14 protein-coding genes and 1 tRNA gene are annotated in these 16,818 nt (G+C 67.1%); 6 read left to right on the forward strand and 9 right to left on the reverse strand.

Translation table 11 applies throughout. From position 1 onward, the window contains the following. Window positions 1-294: 294 nt before the first annotated feature. Window positions 295-2,721 (forward strand): penicillin-binding protein, encoded by a 2,427-nt coding sequence (locus K3M35_RS20225; RefSeq protein ID WP_041803539.1) that lies wholly within the window; start codon window positions 295-297, stop codon window positions 2,719-2,721. Window positions 2,722-2,744: 23 nt separating this feature from the next. Here the strand turns inward: K3M35_RS20225 and K3M35_RS20230 are convergent, their stop codons facing one another. Further along, complete coding sequence (locus tag K3M35_RS20230) at window positions 2,745-3,221, reverse strand: GatB/YqeY domain-containing protein (protein ID WP_220666902.1); 477 nt, start codon at window positions 3,219-3,221, stop codon at window positions 2,745-2,747. Window positions 3,222-3,287: 66 nt separating this feature from the next. On the opposite strand from K3M35_RS20230, the gene K3M35_RS26720 reads away from it, so the two are divergent. Together K3M35_RS26720 and K3M35_RS20240 are read left to right on the forward strand one after the other, a co-directional pair. After that, window positions 3,288-4,241, forward strand: a complete 954-nt coding sequence (locus tag K3M35_RS26720) for a metallophosphoesterase (protein WP_006552435.1) — start codon at window positions 3,288-3,290, stop codon at window positions 4,239-4,241. Between the two features lie 54 nt (window positions 4,242-4,295). Beyond that, a tRNA-Pro gene (locus K3M35_RS20240) sits at window positions 4,296-4,369 on the forward strand. A 64-nt stretch (window positions 4,370-4,433) separates the two neighbouring features. Here K3M35_RS20240 and K3M35_RS20245 read toward each other — a convergent pair. Beyond that, the gene (locus K3M35_RS20245) at window positions 4,434-5,927 is read right to left on the reverse strand and encodes an amino acid permease (protein WP_220666903.1); all 1,494 of its coding nucleotides are present in this window, start codon (window positions 5,925-5,927) and stop codon (window positions 4,434-4,436) included. Window positions 5,928-6,300: 373 nt separating this feature from the next. On the opposite strand from K3M35_RS20245, the gene K3M35_RS20250 reads away from it, so the two are divergent. Then, entirely contained in the window at window positions 6,301-6,822 is a 522-nt protein-coding gene (locus tag K3M35_RS20250) for a YdcF family protein (protein WP_120281212.1), read from the forward strand. 135 nt (window positions 6,823-6,957) lie between these two features. Beyond that, complete coding sequence (locus K3M35_RS20255) at window positions 6,958-8,970, forward strand: TerD family protein (RefSeq protein ID WP_220666904.1); 2,013 nt, start codon at window positions 6,958-6,960, stop codon at window positions 8,968-8,970. A 19-nt stretch (window positions 8,971-8,989) separates the two neighbouring features. Here K3M35_RS20255 and K3M35_RS20260 read toward each other — a convergent pair whose 3' ends face one another. Both K3M35_RS20260 and K3M35_RS20265 read right to left on the reverse strand, forming a co-directional pair. Next, window positions 8,990-10,738, reverse strand: coding sequence for a cholesterol oxidase substrate-binding domain-containing protein (locus K3M35_RS20260; protein ID WP_220666905.1), 1,749 nt, complete (start codon window positions 10,736-10,738; stop codon window positions 8,990-8,992). A gap of 76 nt (window positions 10,739-10,814) precedes the next feature. After that, on the reverse strand, window positions 10,815-11,648 hold the full coding sequence (locus K3M35_RS20265) for a metal-dependent hydrolase (protein ID WP_024102807.1): 834 nt from the start codon (window positions 11,646-11,648) through the stop codon (window positions 10,815-10,817). A gap of 160 nt (window positions 11,649-11,808) precedes the next feature. On the opposite strand from K3M35_RS20265, the gene K3M35_RS20270 reads away from it, so the two are divergent. Then, window positions 11,809-11,952, forward strand: a complete 144-nt coding sequence (locus K3M35_RS20270) for a hypothetical protein (protein WP_019290230.1) — start codon at window positions 11,809-11,811, stop codon at window positions 11,950-11,952. A gap of 27 nt (window positions 11,953-11,979) precedes the next feature. Here the strand turns inward: K3M35_RS20270 and K3M35_RS20275 are convergent, their stop codons facing one another. The 5 genes from K3M35_RS20275 to K3M35_RS20295 form a co-directional block, all read right to left on the reverse strand. Beyond that, the gene (locus K3M35_RS20275; RefSeq protein ID WP_094979547.1) at window positions 11,980-13,440 is read right to left on the reverse strand and encodes a catalase; all 1,461 of its coding nucleotides are present in this window, start codon (window positions 13,438-13,440) and stop codon (window positions 11,980-11,982) included. A 94-nt stretch (window positions 13,441-13,534) separates the two neighbouring features. Beyond that, window positions 13,535-13,969: a Fur family transcriptional regulator gene (locus K3M35_RS20280; protein WP_220666906.1), complete on the reverse strand. Its 435-nt coding sequence runs from the start codon at window positions 13,967-13,969 to the stop codon at window positions 13,535-13,537. Between the two features lie 186 nt (window positions 13,970-14,155). Further along, complete coding sequence (locus K3M35_RS26320) at window positions 14,156-14,365, reverse strand: SDR family NAD(P)-dependent oxidoreductase (RefSeq protein ID WP_052227363.1); 210 nt, start codon at window positions 14,363-14,365, stop codon at window positions 14,156-14,158. 103 nt (window positions 14,366-14,468) lie between these two features. After that, window positions 14,469-15,101, reverse strand: coding sequence for a hypothetical protein (locus tag K3M35_RS20290; RefSeq protein WP_094979548.1), 633 nt, complete (start codon window positions 15,099-15,101; stop codon window positions 14,469-14,471). Next, the gene (locus tag K3M35_RS20295; RefSeq protein WP_006552442.1) at window positions 15,094-16,806 is read right to left on the reverse strand and encodes an FAD-dependent oxidoreductase; all 1,713 of its coding nucleotides are present in this window, start codon (window positions 16,804-16,806) and stop codon (window positions 15,094-15,096) included. Before K3M35_RS20295 ends, K3M35_RS20290 begins: the two co-directional genes overlap by 8 nt. Between the last annotated feature and the right edge of the window lie 12 nt (window positions 16,807-16,818).

A 16,818-nucleotide genomic window follows, 5' to 3' on the forward strand; every position in this document is an offset into this window, starting at 1 on the left:
TCCGGGTGATCGTGGGACTTCAGCAATCACATGATCGACTCGGTACCCGTGCCTCTACCTGTATCGACACGCCGGAACGTTCCCTGCGTTGGGCGGGCTCATCATTTGCCGGACGCTCTCAATCTAGGTAAACTGATGCCCACGCGCAAGGCGAACGAAACCTTTTCTGGTACGCACGTACAAAGTCCCACGTCGGAGGCGTTTTCACCTCGCCCGTCGTGCCACGCCCGCTCCCTGGAAACGGCCGGCCGGTCCCTCGCCACGTAGTGTGTAGGCGTGTCGATCCGAAGAACGGTGGCGAAGCTCGCTGGTTGCACGGCCCTCGGCGGCGTTCTCGTAGCAGGGATGCTCTTCCCGGCCGCGGGTGGTTTCGGGTACGTCTCGAACCGAGCCGCGGACACCGTCGACAACAGTTCCGCAGAGCTCGTCGAAGGTGTCGTCCCAGCCGTGACGACCATGGTCGACAAGGCGGGCGAGCCGATCGCGTGGCTCTACGACCAGCGTCGCTTCGAGGTGCCCAGCGACCAGATCTCCAACGAGATGAAACTGGCGATCGTCTCGATCGAGGACAAGCGGTTCCCCGAGCACCAGGGCGTCGACTGGCAGGGCACCATCCGCGCGTTCCTCACCAACACCACGAGCGGTCAGGTCGAGCAGGGCGCCTCCACGATCGACCAGCAGTACGTCAAGAACTACCTGCTCCACGTGATCGCGAAGACCGACGCCGAACGCCGCGCGGCGATCGAGACGACGCCGGCCCGCAAGATCCGTGAGATCCGCATGGCGCTGACCCTCGACGATCAGCTCACCAAGGACGAGATCCTCACCCGCTATCTGAACCTCGTCCCCTTCGGCAACGGTTCGTTCGGCATCCAGGACGCCGCCCAGACCTACTTCGGCATCGACGCCAAGGACCTGAACATCCCGCAGGCCGCGATGCTCGCGGGCATGGTGCAGTCCAGCTCGGCGCTGAACCCGTACACCAATCCCGACGGCGTGCTCGCCCGTCGCAACATCGTGCTCGACACGATGATCGACAACATCCCGGAGCGCGCCGACGAGATCCGCGCCGCGAAGGAACTGCCGCTCGGCGTGCTGCCCGAGCCCAACACGCTCCCCCGCGGCTGCATCGCTGCCGACGACCGCGGTTACTTCTGCGAGTACGCGCTGCAGTATCTCGAGAACTCGGGCCTGTCGCGCGAGCAGATCGACCGGGGCGGATATCTCATCCGCACGACCCTCGACCCCGAGGTCCAGAACTCCGTCAAAGAGTCGCTCGACCGGTTCACCAGCCCCACCGTCGACGACGTGGCCTCGGTGATGAACGTGATCGAGCCGGGCCAGGATTCGCACAAGGTCCTCGCCATGGGGTCGAGCCGCAAGTTCGGTCTCGACGCCGAGGCCAAGGAGACGGTCCAGCCGCAGCCCTACTCGCTGGCCGGTCACGGCGCCGGGTCGATCTTCAAGATCTTCACCGTCGCCGCCGCCATGGAACAGGGTCTCGGCACCTCCGCCGTGCTCGACGTCCCGTCCCGCTACAACGCCCGCGGTCTGGGCGACGGCGGTGCCCGCGGCTGCCCGGCCAACTACTACTGCGTCGAGAACGCCGCGCCGTATCCGTCGCGACTGTCGGTGACCGACGCGCTGGCACAGTCACCGAACACGGCGTTCGTCAAGCTCATCGAGGCGACCGGCGTCGACGCGGTTGTCGACATGTCGGTGCGCCTGGGTCTGCGGTCGTACCTGCAGCCCCGCACCTCCGGCTTCGGCGACCAGTCGATGGCCGAGATGCAGAAGAACCAGCACCTCGGCTCGTACACGCTCGGCCCGACGTGGATCAACGCGCTCGAGCTGTCGAACGTCGCGGCAACCCTCGCCTCGCACGGCAAGTGGTGCCCGCCCAGCCCGATCGAGGAAGTGTTCGACCGCGAGGGCAAGCCCGTGCCGATCACGCAGCAGGCGTGCGAGCAGGCGGTCGAGCCCGGTCTCGCCGACACCCTCGCGACGGCGATGAGCAAGGACACCTCCGCCGGCGGTACCGCTTCGGGCGCCGCGGGGTCGGTGGGCTGGAACCTGCCGGTCGCGGCGAAGACCGGTACGACGGAGTCGCACATGTCGTCGGCCTTCCTCGGCTTCACCAACCGGTTCGCCGGCGTGGTCTACACCTACGGCGACTCCCCCACTCCCGGCCAGATCTGCTCAGGTCCGGTCCGCCCCTGCTACGACGGCAACCTCTTCGGCGGTACCGAACCGGCGCGGACATGGTTCTCAGCGATGCTGCCGGTGGCGAACAAGTTCGGCTCCATCGAACTGCCCGCCCCCGATCCCCGGTACGTCCGCGGCGCGGGCAACGCCCAGGTTCCGGACGTGACGGGCCTGTCGAAGGACCGCGCGGTGCAGCGACTGCAGGACGCCGGATTCTCGGTCTCGGAGGCGACGATCGCCGGTGAGGAACGCGCCGGAACGGTGACGGGTACGTCCCCGAGCGGCTCGGCCGTCCCGGGATCGACGGTCACGCTGTTCATCAGCGACGGATCGGTCCGCGTCGCTCCCACCACGAGCGCCACCCCGGCCCGCCCGCGCGACCGCGAGGTGCCCGACACGACCCGCCGGTCGACGCCCGCGCCCATCCCGGGACGTGAGCTCGAGCAGAGCGAGTCGAGTCCGCCGGCGGAGGAGGAGTCCACTCCCACGACGACACCGAGCCGCCCCGACAACTGAGCCGCAGGGCTTCCACGGTCGGTTTACAGGCGTGAACGCACGGCTGCGGACAGGCGCTTGCCGTCGGCCTTGCCTGCCGCGATCTCGGTGGCGGCCTTCATCACCTGGCCCATGTTCTTCGGACCCGGCCGCGTGCCGAGTTCCTCCGCAACGCGCGCGAGGGCGGTGTCGACGACGTCGACTAGTTCGGCATCGGTGAGCGGGGTGGGCAGGTACTCGTCGATGATCCGTGCCTCGGCGTGCTCCTTGGCCGCGAGCTCTCCGCGTCCGTTCTCGGTGTAGACCTCGGCGGCCTCGCCGCGCTTCTTCGATTCCTTCGCGAGGACCCGGAGCACCTCGTCGTCGGACAGCTCACGCGCCTCCTTGCCGGACACCGCCTCGTTCCGGATCGCCGCGAGCAGCATCCTGAGGGTCTCGGTCCGCAGCTTGTCCTTGTCCTTCATCGCTGCGGTCAGGTCGGTCCGCAGCCTGGATTCGAGGGAGGATGTGGTGTCGCTCATGCCGGAAACGCTACGCGGGGCAGGCGAACCACGTGCGAGGACCACGCACGGCGGTACGCTGGAGAAGTGCCTGACCTGTCTGCAATTCGCCGCGTAACCCTCGGTGCTGCCGGCGCCGCCGCTCTCGGCCTCGGTTACGCCACGCTGATCGAACGGAACGCGTTCACCCTTCGCGAGGTCACGGTGCCGGTGCTCGCGCCCGGCGCGTCGACACTGCGGGTCCTGCACATCAGCGACCTGCACATGACTCCCAATCAGAAGCTGAAACAGAACTGGTTGCGCGAACTCGACGGCCTCGAGCCCGATCTCGTCGTGAACACGGGCGACAACCTGTCGCACCCGAAGGCCGTTCCGGCCGTCGTCCAGGCCCTCGGCGGACTCCTCGCCCGCCCGGGTCTGTTCGTCTTCGGGAGCAACGACTACTTCGCTCCCGTGCTGAAGAATCCGCTGGCCTACTTCGACAAGGACCACGACCGCGTCTACGGGCCTCCGCTCCCGTGGGGCGACCTGCGTGCGGCGTTCACCGAACGTGGCTGGCAGGACATGACGCACGTGCGCCGCGACATCGAGATCGGCGGCGTGCGCATCGCCGTCGGCGGTGTCGACGACCCGCATCTCGACCGCGACCGGTACGAGACGATCGCAGGTGCGGCCGATCCCTCGGCCGATCTGCGACTGGGCATGACTCACTCCCCCGAGCCGCGGGTGCTCGATCGCTTCGCCGAGGACGGCTACGACCTCGTTCTGGCGGGCCACACCCACGGCGGCCAGCTGTGCCTGCCGTTCTACGGCGCGCTGGTGACCAACTGCGGGATCGACCGGTCGCGGGTGAAGGGCGCGTCGCGCTGGGGTGCCCACATGCGACTGCACGTCTCCGCGGGTATCGGCACGTCGCCGTTCGCTCCCGCCCGGTTCTTCTGCCGTCCGGAGGCCACCCTGCTGACCCTCGTTCCGGCCTCGCGCGACACCGCGCAGCAGGCCAGCGGTGATTCGGCAGAGCGCGCCGGGTTACGTCGCTGACCAGCCGATTTAATCTTCTGCGGACTCGTGTTGTAAGCTGACCGAGGTTCAATACGGGGTGTGGCGCAGCTTGGTAGCGCGCTTCGTTCGGGACGAAGAGGTCGTGGGTTCGAATCCCGCCACCCCGACTCGTGGAAGAACTCGTCAGGGCACTTTCTCCTCACGGAGAAGGTGCCCTGACTGCTTTCCCGACTACGTTTCCGGGCCTGCCCGGACCCGGGATGGGGTCGCAAGGACCGAGTGGTTCCGGCTGTAGACGAAATAGATGATCAGGCCGAGGAGCATCCACGCGACGAACCGCAGCCATGTTTCGACGGACAGATTCACCATGAGCCACACGCATGCGATCACAGCAAGGATCGGCACCAGAGGTACCAGTGGCACCCGGAACCCGCGTTCGAGGTCCGGTCGCGTGCGCCGCAACACGATCACGCCGATCGACACGAGTACGAACGCGAAGAGTGTGCCGATGTTGACCATCTCCTCGAGAGTGCCGAGCGGCACGAGCCCCGCGAGTACTGCGACGATCACCGCCACGAGCACCGTCGTACGTACCGGAGTTCCATGGCTGCCCGTGTGGGAGAGCCCGCGTGGCACGAGTCCGTCCCGTGCCATCGCGAACAGCACCCTCGTCTGACCCAGCATCAGCACCATCACGACCGTGGTCAGACCCGCGAGGGCACCGATCGAGATCAGGTTCTTGGCCCAGTCCATCCCGTTGAGTGCGAAGGCCGTCGCCAGCGTCGACTCGTCCCCTTCGAGCTCGGTGTAGTCGACCATGCCGGTGAGGACGAGGCTGACGGCCACGTACAGCACCGTCACGATCGCGAGCGAGCCGAGGATGCCGATCGGCACCGCCTTCTGTGGGTTGCGCGTTTCCTCGGCCGTGGTGGCGACGACGTCGAATCCGATGAACGCGAAGAACACCAGGCTGGCTGCAGCCAACAACCCGTACCAGCCGAAGGTGCTGCCGCCTGCCCCGGTCGCGAACGAGAACAACGACTGGTGCAACCCCTCACCGGTGTCGCCGGCTTCGGAGGGTGGGACGAACGGCGAATAGTTCTCGGTCTCGATGTAGAAGGCGCCGAGAACCACCACGAACACCACCACTGCGATCTTGATCGACGTGATGACCAGTGAGACCCGGGACGAGAGTTTGGTTCCCGTGGCGAGCAGCACGCCGATCACCGCGACGATCAGGATCGCACCCCAGTCGATCTTCACCGGTCCGATCATGACGCTCGACGACACGGCCACGACCTCGTGGAGGTAGAGCGACCACCCCTTCGCCACCACCGCTGCGGCGAGGGCGAACTCGAGGATGAGATCCCATCCGATGATCCACGCGACGAACTCTCCGAAGGTCGCGAACGAGTAGGTGTAGGCGCTGCCGGCGACAGGCACGGTCGAGGCGAACTCGGCGTAGCAGAGGGCTGCGAGCGCGCACGCGATCGCAGCGAACACGAAGGCCAGGGACACCGACGGACCGGCGACGTTACCCGCGGTGCGGGCGGTGAGCGTGAAGATGCCTGCGCCGATGACGACTGCGACGCCGAACACGATGAGGTCCCAGGCGGTCAGGTCCTTACGCAACCTCGAATCCGGTTCGTCGGTGTCGCGGATGGACTGCTCCACCGACTTGGCACGCAGGAGTCCGGCCCTCGGGGTCCTACCGATCCGAGTCATCGCGATCCTCTCCCCGGAGGGAACCCCATCGCTTCGGGCACGACCCGAGGTTGCGAGCTGTTCTGCCGCAGGGCGTAAGAGCAGAATAGGCCGCCATCTGCTCCTGGAACGGTGCTTCTGTGCAGAGAAAAGAGCACGCCGCGCTCGCGCAAAAGATTCTTCAAGTTTGTTTTAGGCGCGAAAAACCGACTTGCATGCCCTAAACTGAAATGCGGCACCGCACTCGCGAGACGCTCCGACTCCGGTCGGGGGGAACGGAAATCAGCGGATGACGCGACGACACAGGGCCTCCCAGCAGGGCGCGCCGGAGAACTCCGGAGGTTCCACACTCACCAGGTCACGACCACGGCGACGACGGTGGCCCGCCGTCCTCGTGCTCGTCGCGTGCGCGTTCATCGCCGCGGGAGTGCCCGTCTACGTGGCCCCGCAGATCGAGATCGAGAACCTCAGCCCGTATCGCCGGGCCGATGCGATCTTCGTCCTCGGCGGTGCGATCTACGAGCGCTATCCCTACGCGCTCGAACTCGCACTCGAAGGCTTCGCACCCGAGGTCGTGGTGTCGAATCCCAACGGCACGAAGGACGTCTGGTTGACGGACCTGTGCGACCACCCGCGTTACGAATTCCCCGTCACGTGCTTCGAGCCGGATCCGCCGACCACTCGCGGTGAAGCGATGGAACTGCGTCGCCTCGCGGAGCAGCGCGGCTGGGAGAGCGTCATCGTCGTGACGTTCGTACCTCACGTCTCCCGCGCGCGCTTCATCCTCGACCGATGCTTCGACGGCGAACTCATCATGGCCGCCAGCCCTGCCGACATCGCCCTGTCGTACTGGGCGTGGGCGTACGCCTACCAGACCGCCGGCTACATGCGGGCCTTCTCGCACACGGGGTGCTGAGCGAGCCTGCTGCGGCGCATCCGGGTCCTGACGAGCTACTCGCGTGCACCGTGAAACATCGGAGCCGTTCCCTTCGATGTGTCCGTAGCGCTCGATATCGCGCGCACGACCGACACTGGAACGAAGGTGCCCCCGATGGATTTCCCGGTTCTCGTCAAGGGGCAGAACATGCCGCTTCCGACAGACGTCTCGCAAGTCGACATCGTCCTGGGCTGGACGGAAGCGGACACCGAGGTCGACGCCTCGGCGCTGCTCCTCGCCGATTCGGGCAAGGTGAGGTCCGACGCGGATTTCGTCTTCTACAACCAGCCGGAATCGGCCGACGGTTCCGTCCGGTTCCTGGGGAACGGAGCGACGGAGGAAGGCGCGCAGGCACGCATCAGCATCGATCTCGCGACGGTGCCCGACGATGTACACACGATCGCGCTGGCAGGCAGCCTCTACGACGGCACGTTCGGCGACCTCGGCAAGCTCACTCTGCGGGTCGTGGATCCGACCGGGCGTCCCGTGGCCGAGTACGTCACTGCGGATGCGGACACCGAGTCCGCATTCGTGTTCGGCGAAGTCTACCGCCGGGACGGCGCCTGGAAGGTCCGTGCGGTCGGACAGGGATGGGCGTCCGGTCTGGCAGGACTCGCACAGGACTACGGCGTGGAGGTGGATGACGGCGGCGAGGTTCAGGAACCGTCCCCGGTCGATCCCTCCCCTACCGACGCGGAGAATCCGGTTTCTGCGCAGATTCCCGAGCCCGCCCCTGTCGCGACGACCGCCCCTACCGCGCGGCAGAAATCCGGCGTTCGCACGACCAAGCGAGTTGCCCGGAAGCCGAAGCCGATCACCTTCTCCCAGGCCGAGCAGGAGAGCTGGCAACCCGCCCGTCTCTTCTCCGTGGCCGGAATCGGCGCGGGAGACGAGCAGGAGCGTCGAGCGACTTCCGCGCTCGTCGCCACCATGCAGGCAGTTCCCCCGTTCGCGCGTGCCGTGTGCCTTCGTCTCGGCGCGCCCGCCGGCGCTTTCGAGGGTTACCTGGAGGTGCCTTACGAGCGAGGCGAATCGCGGGTGGTGCCCGATGCGGTACTCAAGGTCGCACGCGGAAGCCGCCGGTGGACGGGCCTGGTCGAGGTGAAGACGGGCAACGGCAAACTCAAGCGCGAACAGCTCGAGAACTATCTCGATGTCGCGCGCCGCAAGAAGTACGACGTCGTCGTCAGCATTTCCAACGACATTCCCGCCGCTGCGGGGGAACTCCCCGTCGCCGTGGACCGGCGCAAACTCACCAAGGTCACGCTTCGACACCTCGCATGGGCAGAAATCGCTCACGAAGCACGCATGGTGTTGTCCCATGGAGAGTTGGAGAGCGATCTCCAGGACTGGATCCTGCGTGAGTTCCTCCGCTACATCGATCACCCCCGCAGTGGGGTTTCGGAATTCGTCGATATGGGACGGCACTGGGTCGCTGTTCGCGACGCGGTCACTGCCGGCACGCTTCGCGCCAGTGATTCCAAAGCGCTCACGGTTGCGAGCACCTGGGTCGCGTTGGCCCGTCACCTGGCGCTCCGGTTCACCGCAGAACTCGGCGTCCCGGTGACGCATGTTCTGCCGCGTCGTTTCACGACCGATCCGGACGCACGGAACGCCTCTATCGCGGACCGGCTCGCGACCGACGGGGTTTTCGAAGCGGTGTTACGAATCCCGGATACCGCAGGCGATCTCGTGGTCTCGGCGGATCTGCGCACCAACAAGGTCCGCTGTCGCACAACCGTCGATGCGCCCGATGAGGGGACTTCACGCAAGAGAGTGTCGTGGTTGGTCAAGCAACTGAAGACCGCACCCGGAAACGTGCAGCTCGAAGCTGCGTTCTCGGTACGGGGTAACGAAGCGTGCGAACATCTCGACACCGTGCGCGCGGATCCACGAGTGCTTACCGAGGGACGTGCAGGCGACATCGTGTCCTTCACCCTCGAGCAGACGTTCCCGCTGGGCAGTCGCCGCTCGTCCGGAACGGCGACGGGATTCATCACGAGCGTGACCGCTTCGGCCGACGTCTTCTACGGCGAGGTCGTTCAGCCGCTACGGGTATGGGTTCCCGCCGCTCCACAGCAGACGGAGCATTCAGCGCCGCTACGGACGGAGTCCGACGAGGATTGATTCAGTTCTCGGCCGTCGATCAGGGCAGCAACCGGTCGAGGAACCGGTTGCTGAACACCCGGTGCGGGTCGTACTGCTCGAAAGCCGCGAGCGCGGCGTCCCAACCCTGCCCGGACGGTAGGCCGGTGCGGTACATGGCCGGCACCGTCTCACCGAGGAAACCGGGGTCGCGGTAGCCGCCCTCGTCGTCGAACGCCCAACCCTTCGACCACTCGGACCGGAAGGTCGCGTAATCGCCCGAGTAGTGGGCGGCCATCCACTGCTCCATCTCGTGGAAGAAGGCCGGCATCCCGGCCGTTCCGGGGATGGAGACCACGTTCATCCAGATCGCGGTGTCCCAGTCGGGGCGGTCGGGGCGGGGACGCACCGGCGACAGGTCGGGCACACCGGCGGCGTCGACGAGCACCTCGTCGGCGTCGTCGACCTTGCACAAACGTACCTCGAACGGCATGTTCACGGGGTACTGCCCGAGCGAGGCGTAGTGCGTCATCCGCTCGTGCAGCCACGTCGTGAACTCGTTGATGACGCGGGCGATGTTGTCGCGTCTCGTCACGACGACACCGCCACCGGCGACCACGCGCAGGGTCGCGGCGCGCAGGTAGAACAGCAGGTCCTTGGACCAGCCCCACAGATCTTTCGTGCCGGTCGCTGCGAGTCCCGCTGCCACCGCACCGAACTGCGACGCACCGAAGGTCGGTGTGACGCCCTGGGCGCCACGCACGACCTGTCCCAGCAGGTCGGTGAGTTCCTCGGGCAGACTGTCCGAGAAGTAGTAGTTGTACGGATCCTGCACCTCGCGGGAGGCGGCGGGCTTCTCCGGGGAGACCGACCAGATTTTGAGCCAGGGTGTCTCGGTGAAGGGGAACCAGATCGCCTCGACCCGCCCGTGCTCCTCGACGTAGCGCTCGAAAGTGCGCCCCGGCGAGCCGGGCGGGGCGAACAGTTCGCGCCACGGGATGTCGGTGAAGCTCTGGCAGCGCACCCGGTAGTTCGCTCCGGCCTGCAGCGTCACCGAAGTGACGAAGGTGCGTCCGAGGTGGGCGAGCAGGGGTCTGATCTCCGGTTCGGCGCGGCGGAACTCGCGGAGTTCGTAGGCAGCGGCCGACGGGTTCCACACCACGGCGGTCAGAGCCAGGACGAGATTGGACAGGGAGCCGAACGACTGGCCGGGGATCACCGTCTCCCCCGCCGCCGGGTAGGTGGCTCCGTGGGCACCGATCGACAGTGCCCCCGCGATGGAGATGTCGCCGATGGCGGGCGAGTTGGCCCAGCCCAGTCCGTTCGCTTCGAGCGTGGTGAGGATGGATTCGATGCTCGCGCCCCCTCCGGCCGTCACGCGCGGAGGTGCGGCGTCCGCGTCGACGACGACCTGGTTCAGCTGCGACATGGTGTCGACCAGCACGACGTTCTCGATGTCCTGCCCGGCCTCGAGGGTGAGCGGACTCCAGCTGTGCATCGATCCGCGGGGACGGATGCGGAAGCCGTGGGCGTGCGCCCAGTTCGCGAGGCGGACGACGTCGTCGGCGGTGCGCGCGGTCGCGGTCCACACCGCGTCGAACCGGATGGTCTTCGCCCAGTTGACGAACTGTTGCTGCGAGAGCGGGATGTCGGCCGGGAAGTCCGGCGGCGCCGGGATCGTAGCTGCCGGGTCGCCGAGCGGTACCGCACCCGCGAGCGTCCATCCCGTGCCTGCAAGGACGGCTGCTCCGGCCGCTGCTCCGAGAAGACCGCGACGGCTGAGGGTGGGACCAGAGGCTCGAGCGCTCACGAGGGCGGGTTCCGTTCTGTTCTGCGGGCGCGGACTCCGCGAAAATAGAACAAGTTCTCTCTATTCTCCAGTACCGCTACCGGTGTGCGGCACCCTCGCTCCAGAACGACAGACCCGACGCCTCCAACGTGCCGAGGATGTGTTCGGGAGCGCCGTCGACCGACCAGACCGCCATCGCGACCGCCGCCACGGTGAGGGCCGGACCGAGGATGCCGAGCTCGAACGGGCCACCCGCACGGATGGACAACGCCGACGGCAACTTGATCTCCCACCAGCGCGACCCGCGCCAGGGCACGAACGGAGCGAGGAAGGGGATTCCCTCCTTGGTGATGGCGTCGCCGAGACAGTGCGTCGCGCATCCGAGGGCCACCGCGACCCCCAGGCCCGTCGACGCAACCTCCTGCGGGAACCACGTCCACGACAGGATGGACAGCACTGCCGCGCTCAGGGTGACGACCACCCACCCGCGCTTCTTCGCCCACGACCCGAACAACCCGCGCAGTGCGAGACCGAGAGTGACGAACAAGACCCCGATGATCGCTTCCCTGCCGAAGCTCGCGACGAGTGCCGAGACTCCGGCTCCGAGCAGTGCCGCGAACAGCGCGGTGTGCGTCATGGTGCGGTGCCCGCCGCGCCGCTTCCGGTCGCGGCTGCCCTTGGTGAGCGAGTAGTAGCCGAGCGAGACCGCGTCGATGCCCCTGGCGAAGGTCTGGCTCACGGGCCCGAACGACCTCGCGACCGTCGACTGTGCCGTGTCGAGATCCGGAAGCAGGGCCGCCCCCGAACACACCGCCGCGAAGGCGAAGGTCTCCGCGGTGGACGCGGGTGCACCCCAGTCGGTAGGAAGCAGATCTGCGACGACGAGCCCCACCAGCGCCCCGGATACTGCATGGGTAGGACCCATCACCATGTCGGACAACACCTTTCGACGAACGAGCGCGAACCCGACCCGGCGTGACGACGCCGGCCCCGGATCTCCAACCTAACAACCACAGCCGACACACCTGTCACACGCGTGTTCGAACAGCCGATATGCTCGGCAGACGCCGGCAGGGCCGCCCACCGGAGAGGTGGACGGCCCTGGCGTCTGTGCCGGATTCCTCGTTTGCGAGGAAGATGGAGTTGTCGTCGTCGGATGGAGGGAGAGCGACATGGACACCACGCTGATCGTGCTGGCGCTGGCAGCCCTGATCTACTGGTGGGGACTGCTCTGATCCCGCCGCACCTCCCCCGGTGACGGGTCAGGCTCCGGCGCGCACGCCCGCCTCGACCCGCTTGCCGAGCTCCTCGTCGACGTTGCGCCAGTACTCGAAGATCCGCTCGTAGAGCGCCTCCGAGGTACCGCCGAGGACGTGTCCGACGATGTTGTTCACGAGGCGTTCGCGCTCCGCGTCGTCCATCACGTCGCGGACGAGGGTGCCCGCCTGACCGAAGTCGTCGTCCTCTGGGTGCTGCACGTAGCCCGCGCGCACGGCCTCGGTTCCGAAGTTCCACAGACCTTCGTCGCCGGCCCGCTCGGGATCGGCATGCGGACCACCGAAGCTGTTCGGTGCGTAGACCGGGGTCTGCGGATCGTTGAAGGTGAAGGCCATGTTGCCCTCCTTGCTGTAGGAGTCGACACGGGCGGCCTTCGCGGAGTTCACCGGCAACTGTGCGTGGTTGACGCCGATGCGGTAGCGGTGGGCGTCGGCGTAGGAGAACACGCGGCCGAGCAGCATCTTGTCGGGCGAGAAACCGATGCCCGGCACGACGTTCGACGGGGCGAACGCGGCCTGCTCGATCTCTGCGAAGAAGTTGCGCGGGTTGCGGTTCAGGGTCATCGTGCCGACCTTGATCAACGGGTAGTCCTTTTGCGACCACACCTTGGTCAGGTCGAACGGGTTGAACCGGTAGTTCTCCGCCTCCGCGACCGGCATGATCTGCACGTGGAGCGTCCAGCTCGGGAACTCGCCACGCTCGATCGCCTTGTAGAGGTCGGCGCGGTGGTAGTCGGGATCCGAGCCGGCGAGGCGGTCGGCCTCGTCCTGGGTGAGGAACTCGATGCCCTGGTCGGTCTTGAAGTGGTATTTCACCCAGAAGCGCTCACCGTCGGCGTTGATCCATTGGTAGGTATGCGAACCGAAGCCGTCCATGTGGCGCCACGTGCGCGGCAGGCCACGGTCGCCCATCAGCCAGGTGACCTGGTGTGCGGTCTCGGGGCGCAGGGTCCAGAAGTCCCACTGCATCGTGTGGTCGCGCAGGCCGGAGCCGGGCAGGCGCTTCTGCGAGTGGATGAAGTCGGGGAACTTGATCGGGTCCTTTATGAAGAAGATCGGCGTGTTGTTGCCGACCAGGTCGTAGTTCCCGTCCTCGGTGTAGAACTTCAAAGCGAAACCGCGCGGGTCGCGCCAGGTGTCGGGGCTGCCCTGTTCACCGGCGACCGTCGAGAAGCGTGCCAGCATCTCGGTTTTCACGCCCGGCTGGAACAGCTTGGCCTTCGTGTAGGCGGAGACGTCCTCGGTGACGACGAGCTCACCGAACGCGCCGGCGCCCTTGGCGTGCACGACGCGCTCGGGCACCCGCTCGCGGTTGAAGTGCGCGAGCTTCTCGACCAGGTAGTGGTCGTGGAGCAGGATCGGCCCCTGGGTGCCCGCGGTGAGCGACTCGTTGTCGCTGGCGACGGGGATACCGACGTTGTTCGTGGTGTAACGGGCATTCGTCATGGTGACCTCCGTATACGGATGTTCCGGGTCTCGGGACACGAAGCCGGTGGTTCGGCCCGCGGAGGGGCCGGACCACCGGTGAAGCGAGTGGGCGCTAGTCGGCGCGGCAATCGGGGCACAGGCCCCAGAAGGTGACCTCTGCTTCGTCGATGACGAAGCCGTGGTCGTCGGACGGCGTCAGGCAGGGCGCGGCCCCGACCACGCAATCGATGTCGACGACCGTGCCGCATGCGCGGCACACGAGGTGGTGGTGGTTGTCGCCGATGCGGGTCTCGTACCGTGCGGGTGATCCGGCCGGTTCGATCCGGCGGAGCAACCCGTTCCCCATGCATGCCTTGAGTACGTCGTACACGGCCTGCGTCGACACCGAGCCGAGTTCGTCGCGCACGTGGGCGGCAATTCCGTCCGCATCGGAATGCGGATGCTCGGCAACGGTTCTCAGTACGGCAACGCGGGGAGCGGTCACCCGCAGACCCACGGAGCGCAGTTGCTCCTTGGGGTCGAAGTGATGCTCGTGTCCTTGTTGCATGACACCAAGTATGCCCCTTTTCTGGAATAAGTCAAGAAAAGGATCGGTGCGGTGCCTGTCACGCCTACTTCGGGTCTCCGATCGGATCAGAGGTCGGTGTGGTCGGCGCCCGCCAGCGCCCGGCGCGCCTCGGTCGTCTCTCCGCACGGCCGGATCCTCACCGAGTGTCGAATCGGGAAGTGCGAGCTAGTCTTTCGTCAGGAAATCGGTCCGCACGTATCCCGGTTCGATCAGATTCACCCCGATACCGAGATCGGCGACCTCCGCGGCGAGCGCTTCCGTCAGGGCCTCGAGCGCGAACTTGCCCGCACTGTAGAGCCCCCAGCCCGGGAAGGTCGTGAGCACCAGGATCGACGAGACGTTGACGATGTGCCCGCGACGGTTGCTCCTGAACACCGGAAACGCCGCCCCATCACGTTCAGCACCCCGAAGATCTGCACGTCGAACATCGCGTGTGCGTCGGCATCGGCGATCTCCTCGACGGCGGAGACCGGCTGACCTACATACGCGACACGACTCGCGACGCGCCCGTGGACATCCGTCCGGAGGTGATGACGATGCCGTGGTGGGTGCCGGGGCAAAGCCAGCGGCTCAGCGTCGGTCCCTCCGCCGCGACGGTCACCCGCGCGTAACGGAACTTCCCCCGCAGCCGGGCGGTGGCGCGTTCGACGGCGCCGCCGGGGATCGGCTGGGCGAAGGTCAGTCCACCTGCGATCGGCAGTTCCGGGCCCTTCGGCGCGGCCGAGGTGGCCACGCTCCATCGGGCGCCGGTCGCGGAGAAATCGCCGAGGACGTCGCCGTCGAACTTCGCGAGCACCTTCGGCAGCTTCCAGTGTTCGCGACCACCGTGCACCGACGGCTCGGAGTCGACGGCGATGAACGGCACCGCCATCGCCGGGATCAGGTCGCGGCGCAGCACCGGGCTGGCCAGCACCTCGCGGTACGGCCCGACCGGCGAGTCGAGGTAGTCGACCATCATCGCGAGGGTGATGGGCAGGGTCGCGCCGGTCGGCCCGTACTGGGAGGCGTCCGGGGTGCTGCGATGCCACCACAGGGCGGCCCGCACGGAGGCCGGCCATGGCGGTGGCGGCGAGACCGGATAGTCGGTGCGTTCGTCCTCGCTCTCAGGCACTGTCCAGAGCACGGGCGCTCTCCTTCCGAACGGGGGTGATGGGCAGTCGCAGCGCCGCCGGGGCCTCGACGGGCACGACCGGACGCACGGGCTGCACGGGCTGCACGGGTTCGTAGGCCGACCCGAGCGGAGGCCGGTTGTCCTTCTCCCCCTTGTTCGGCCACAGCGCCAGCGCACGTTCGGCCTGCGCGGTGATCGTGAGGGACGGGTTCACGCCGAGGTTGGCGCTCACCGCGGAGCCGTCGACGACGTGCAGACCCTTGTGCCCGTAGACACGCAGGTACGGGTCGACGGTGCCGGTACGCGGCGAATCGCCGATCGCGCACCCGCCGAGGAAGTGCGCGGTCATCGGGATGTCGAACAGGTCGGCGATCGAACCACCGGCGTCGCCGTCGATCTTGTCGGCGACGCGGCGGACCGCTTCGTGGCCCACCGGAATCCACTCGGGCGGCGGAGTGCCCGGCCCCTGCTTGCTGGTCAGGCCCCGGCCGATCGGCGTGCGCCGGGTCGCGAGCTCGAGAGAGTTGTCGTCGGTCTGCATCACGAGAGCGATGACCGTGCGCTCGGACCAGTTCCGGACCGACAGCGAGCGGAGGAAGGCGGCGGGATTCTTCGCGGCGACACCGAAGAACTTCAGCAGTCGCGGCATCCGCGTGCCACCGTCGACGAGCAGCGCCTGGAGCAGACCGATCAGGTTGCTGCCCTTGCCGTACCGCACCGGTTCGATGTGGGTGTGGTCGTCCGGGTGGAAGGACGACGTGATGGCCACGCCCTTCGTGTAGTCGACGACGCGATCCTGCGCGGTCGCGGCGAGCACCGCCTCGGAGTTGGTGCGCACCACGGTGCCGAGGGCCGGAGACAGGTTCGGCAGGTCGCCGGTCTCGCGGCTCGCGAGCAGCAGGCGCGCCGTACCGTAGGTACCGGCCGCGATCACCACCTGGTCGGCGGTGAAGACCTTGCGGCGCTTCCTGATGCCGTTCGTGCTGCGGGTGTGGACCTCATACCCACCACCGGTACGGGGCACCACACGGGTCACCGTCGTGAGGGCGTGGATGTGCGCGCCGGCCTTCTCCGCGAGGTAGAGGTAGTTCTTGACGAGCGTGTTCTTCGCTCCCACACGGCAACCCGTCATGCAGCTGCCGCACTCCGTGCAGCCGGTGCGGTCGGGGCCGGCTCCACCGAAGAACGGGTCGGGCACCGTCCTGCCGGGCTCGTCGAAGAACACACCGACCGGGGTGGTCGTGTAGGTGTGGCCGACACCCATCTCGTCGGCGACCTGGCGCATCACCTCGTCCGCGGGCGTGATGCTGGGATTGGGGCGGACGCCGAGCATCCGTGCCGCCTGGTCGTAGTACGGCGTCAGTTCCGCTTCCCAATCGGTGATGTGACCCCACTGCGGGTCGCGGAAGAAGGGCGTCGGCGGCTTGTACAGGGTGTTGGCGTAGTTCAGCGACCCGCCGCCCACACCGGCTCCCGCCATGACGAGCACGTTGGGCAGCAGGTGCATGCGCTGTACCCCGTAGCATCCCACCTGCGGCGCCCACAGGTACTTGCGCAGCCGCCAACTCGTCTCGGGCAGCTCGTCGTCCTCGAAACGCCGTCCGGCCTCGAGAACTCCTATCTTGTATCCCTTCTCGGTGGCGCGCAGTGCTGCGACGCTGCCGCCGAATCCGGATCCGATGACGAGGACGTCGTAATGGGTCATGCGCCCGCTCCT

It is taken from the genome of Rhodococcus sp. DMU2021 (assembly GCF_019641445.1).
In the GTDB taxonomy this organism is placed as follows: domain Bacteria; phylum Actinomycetota; class Actinomycetes; order Mycobacteriales; family Mycobacteriaceae; genus Rhodococcus; species Rhodococcus pyridinivorans.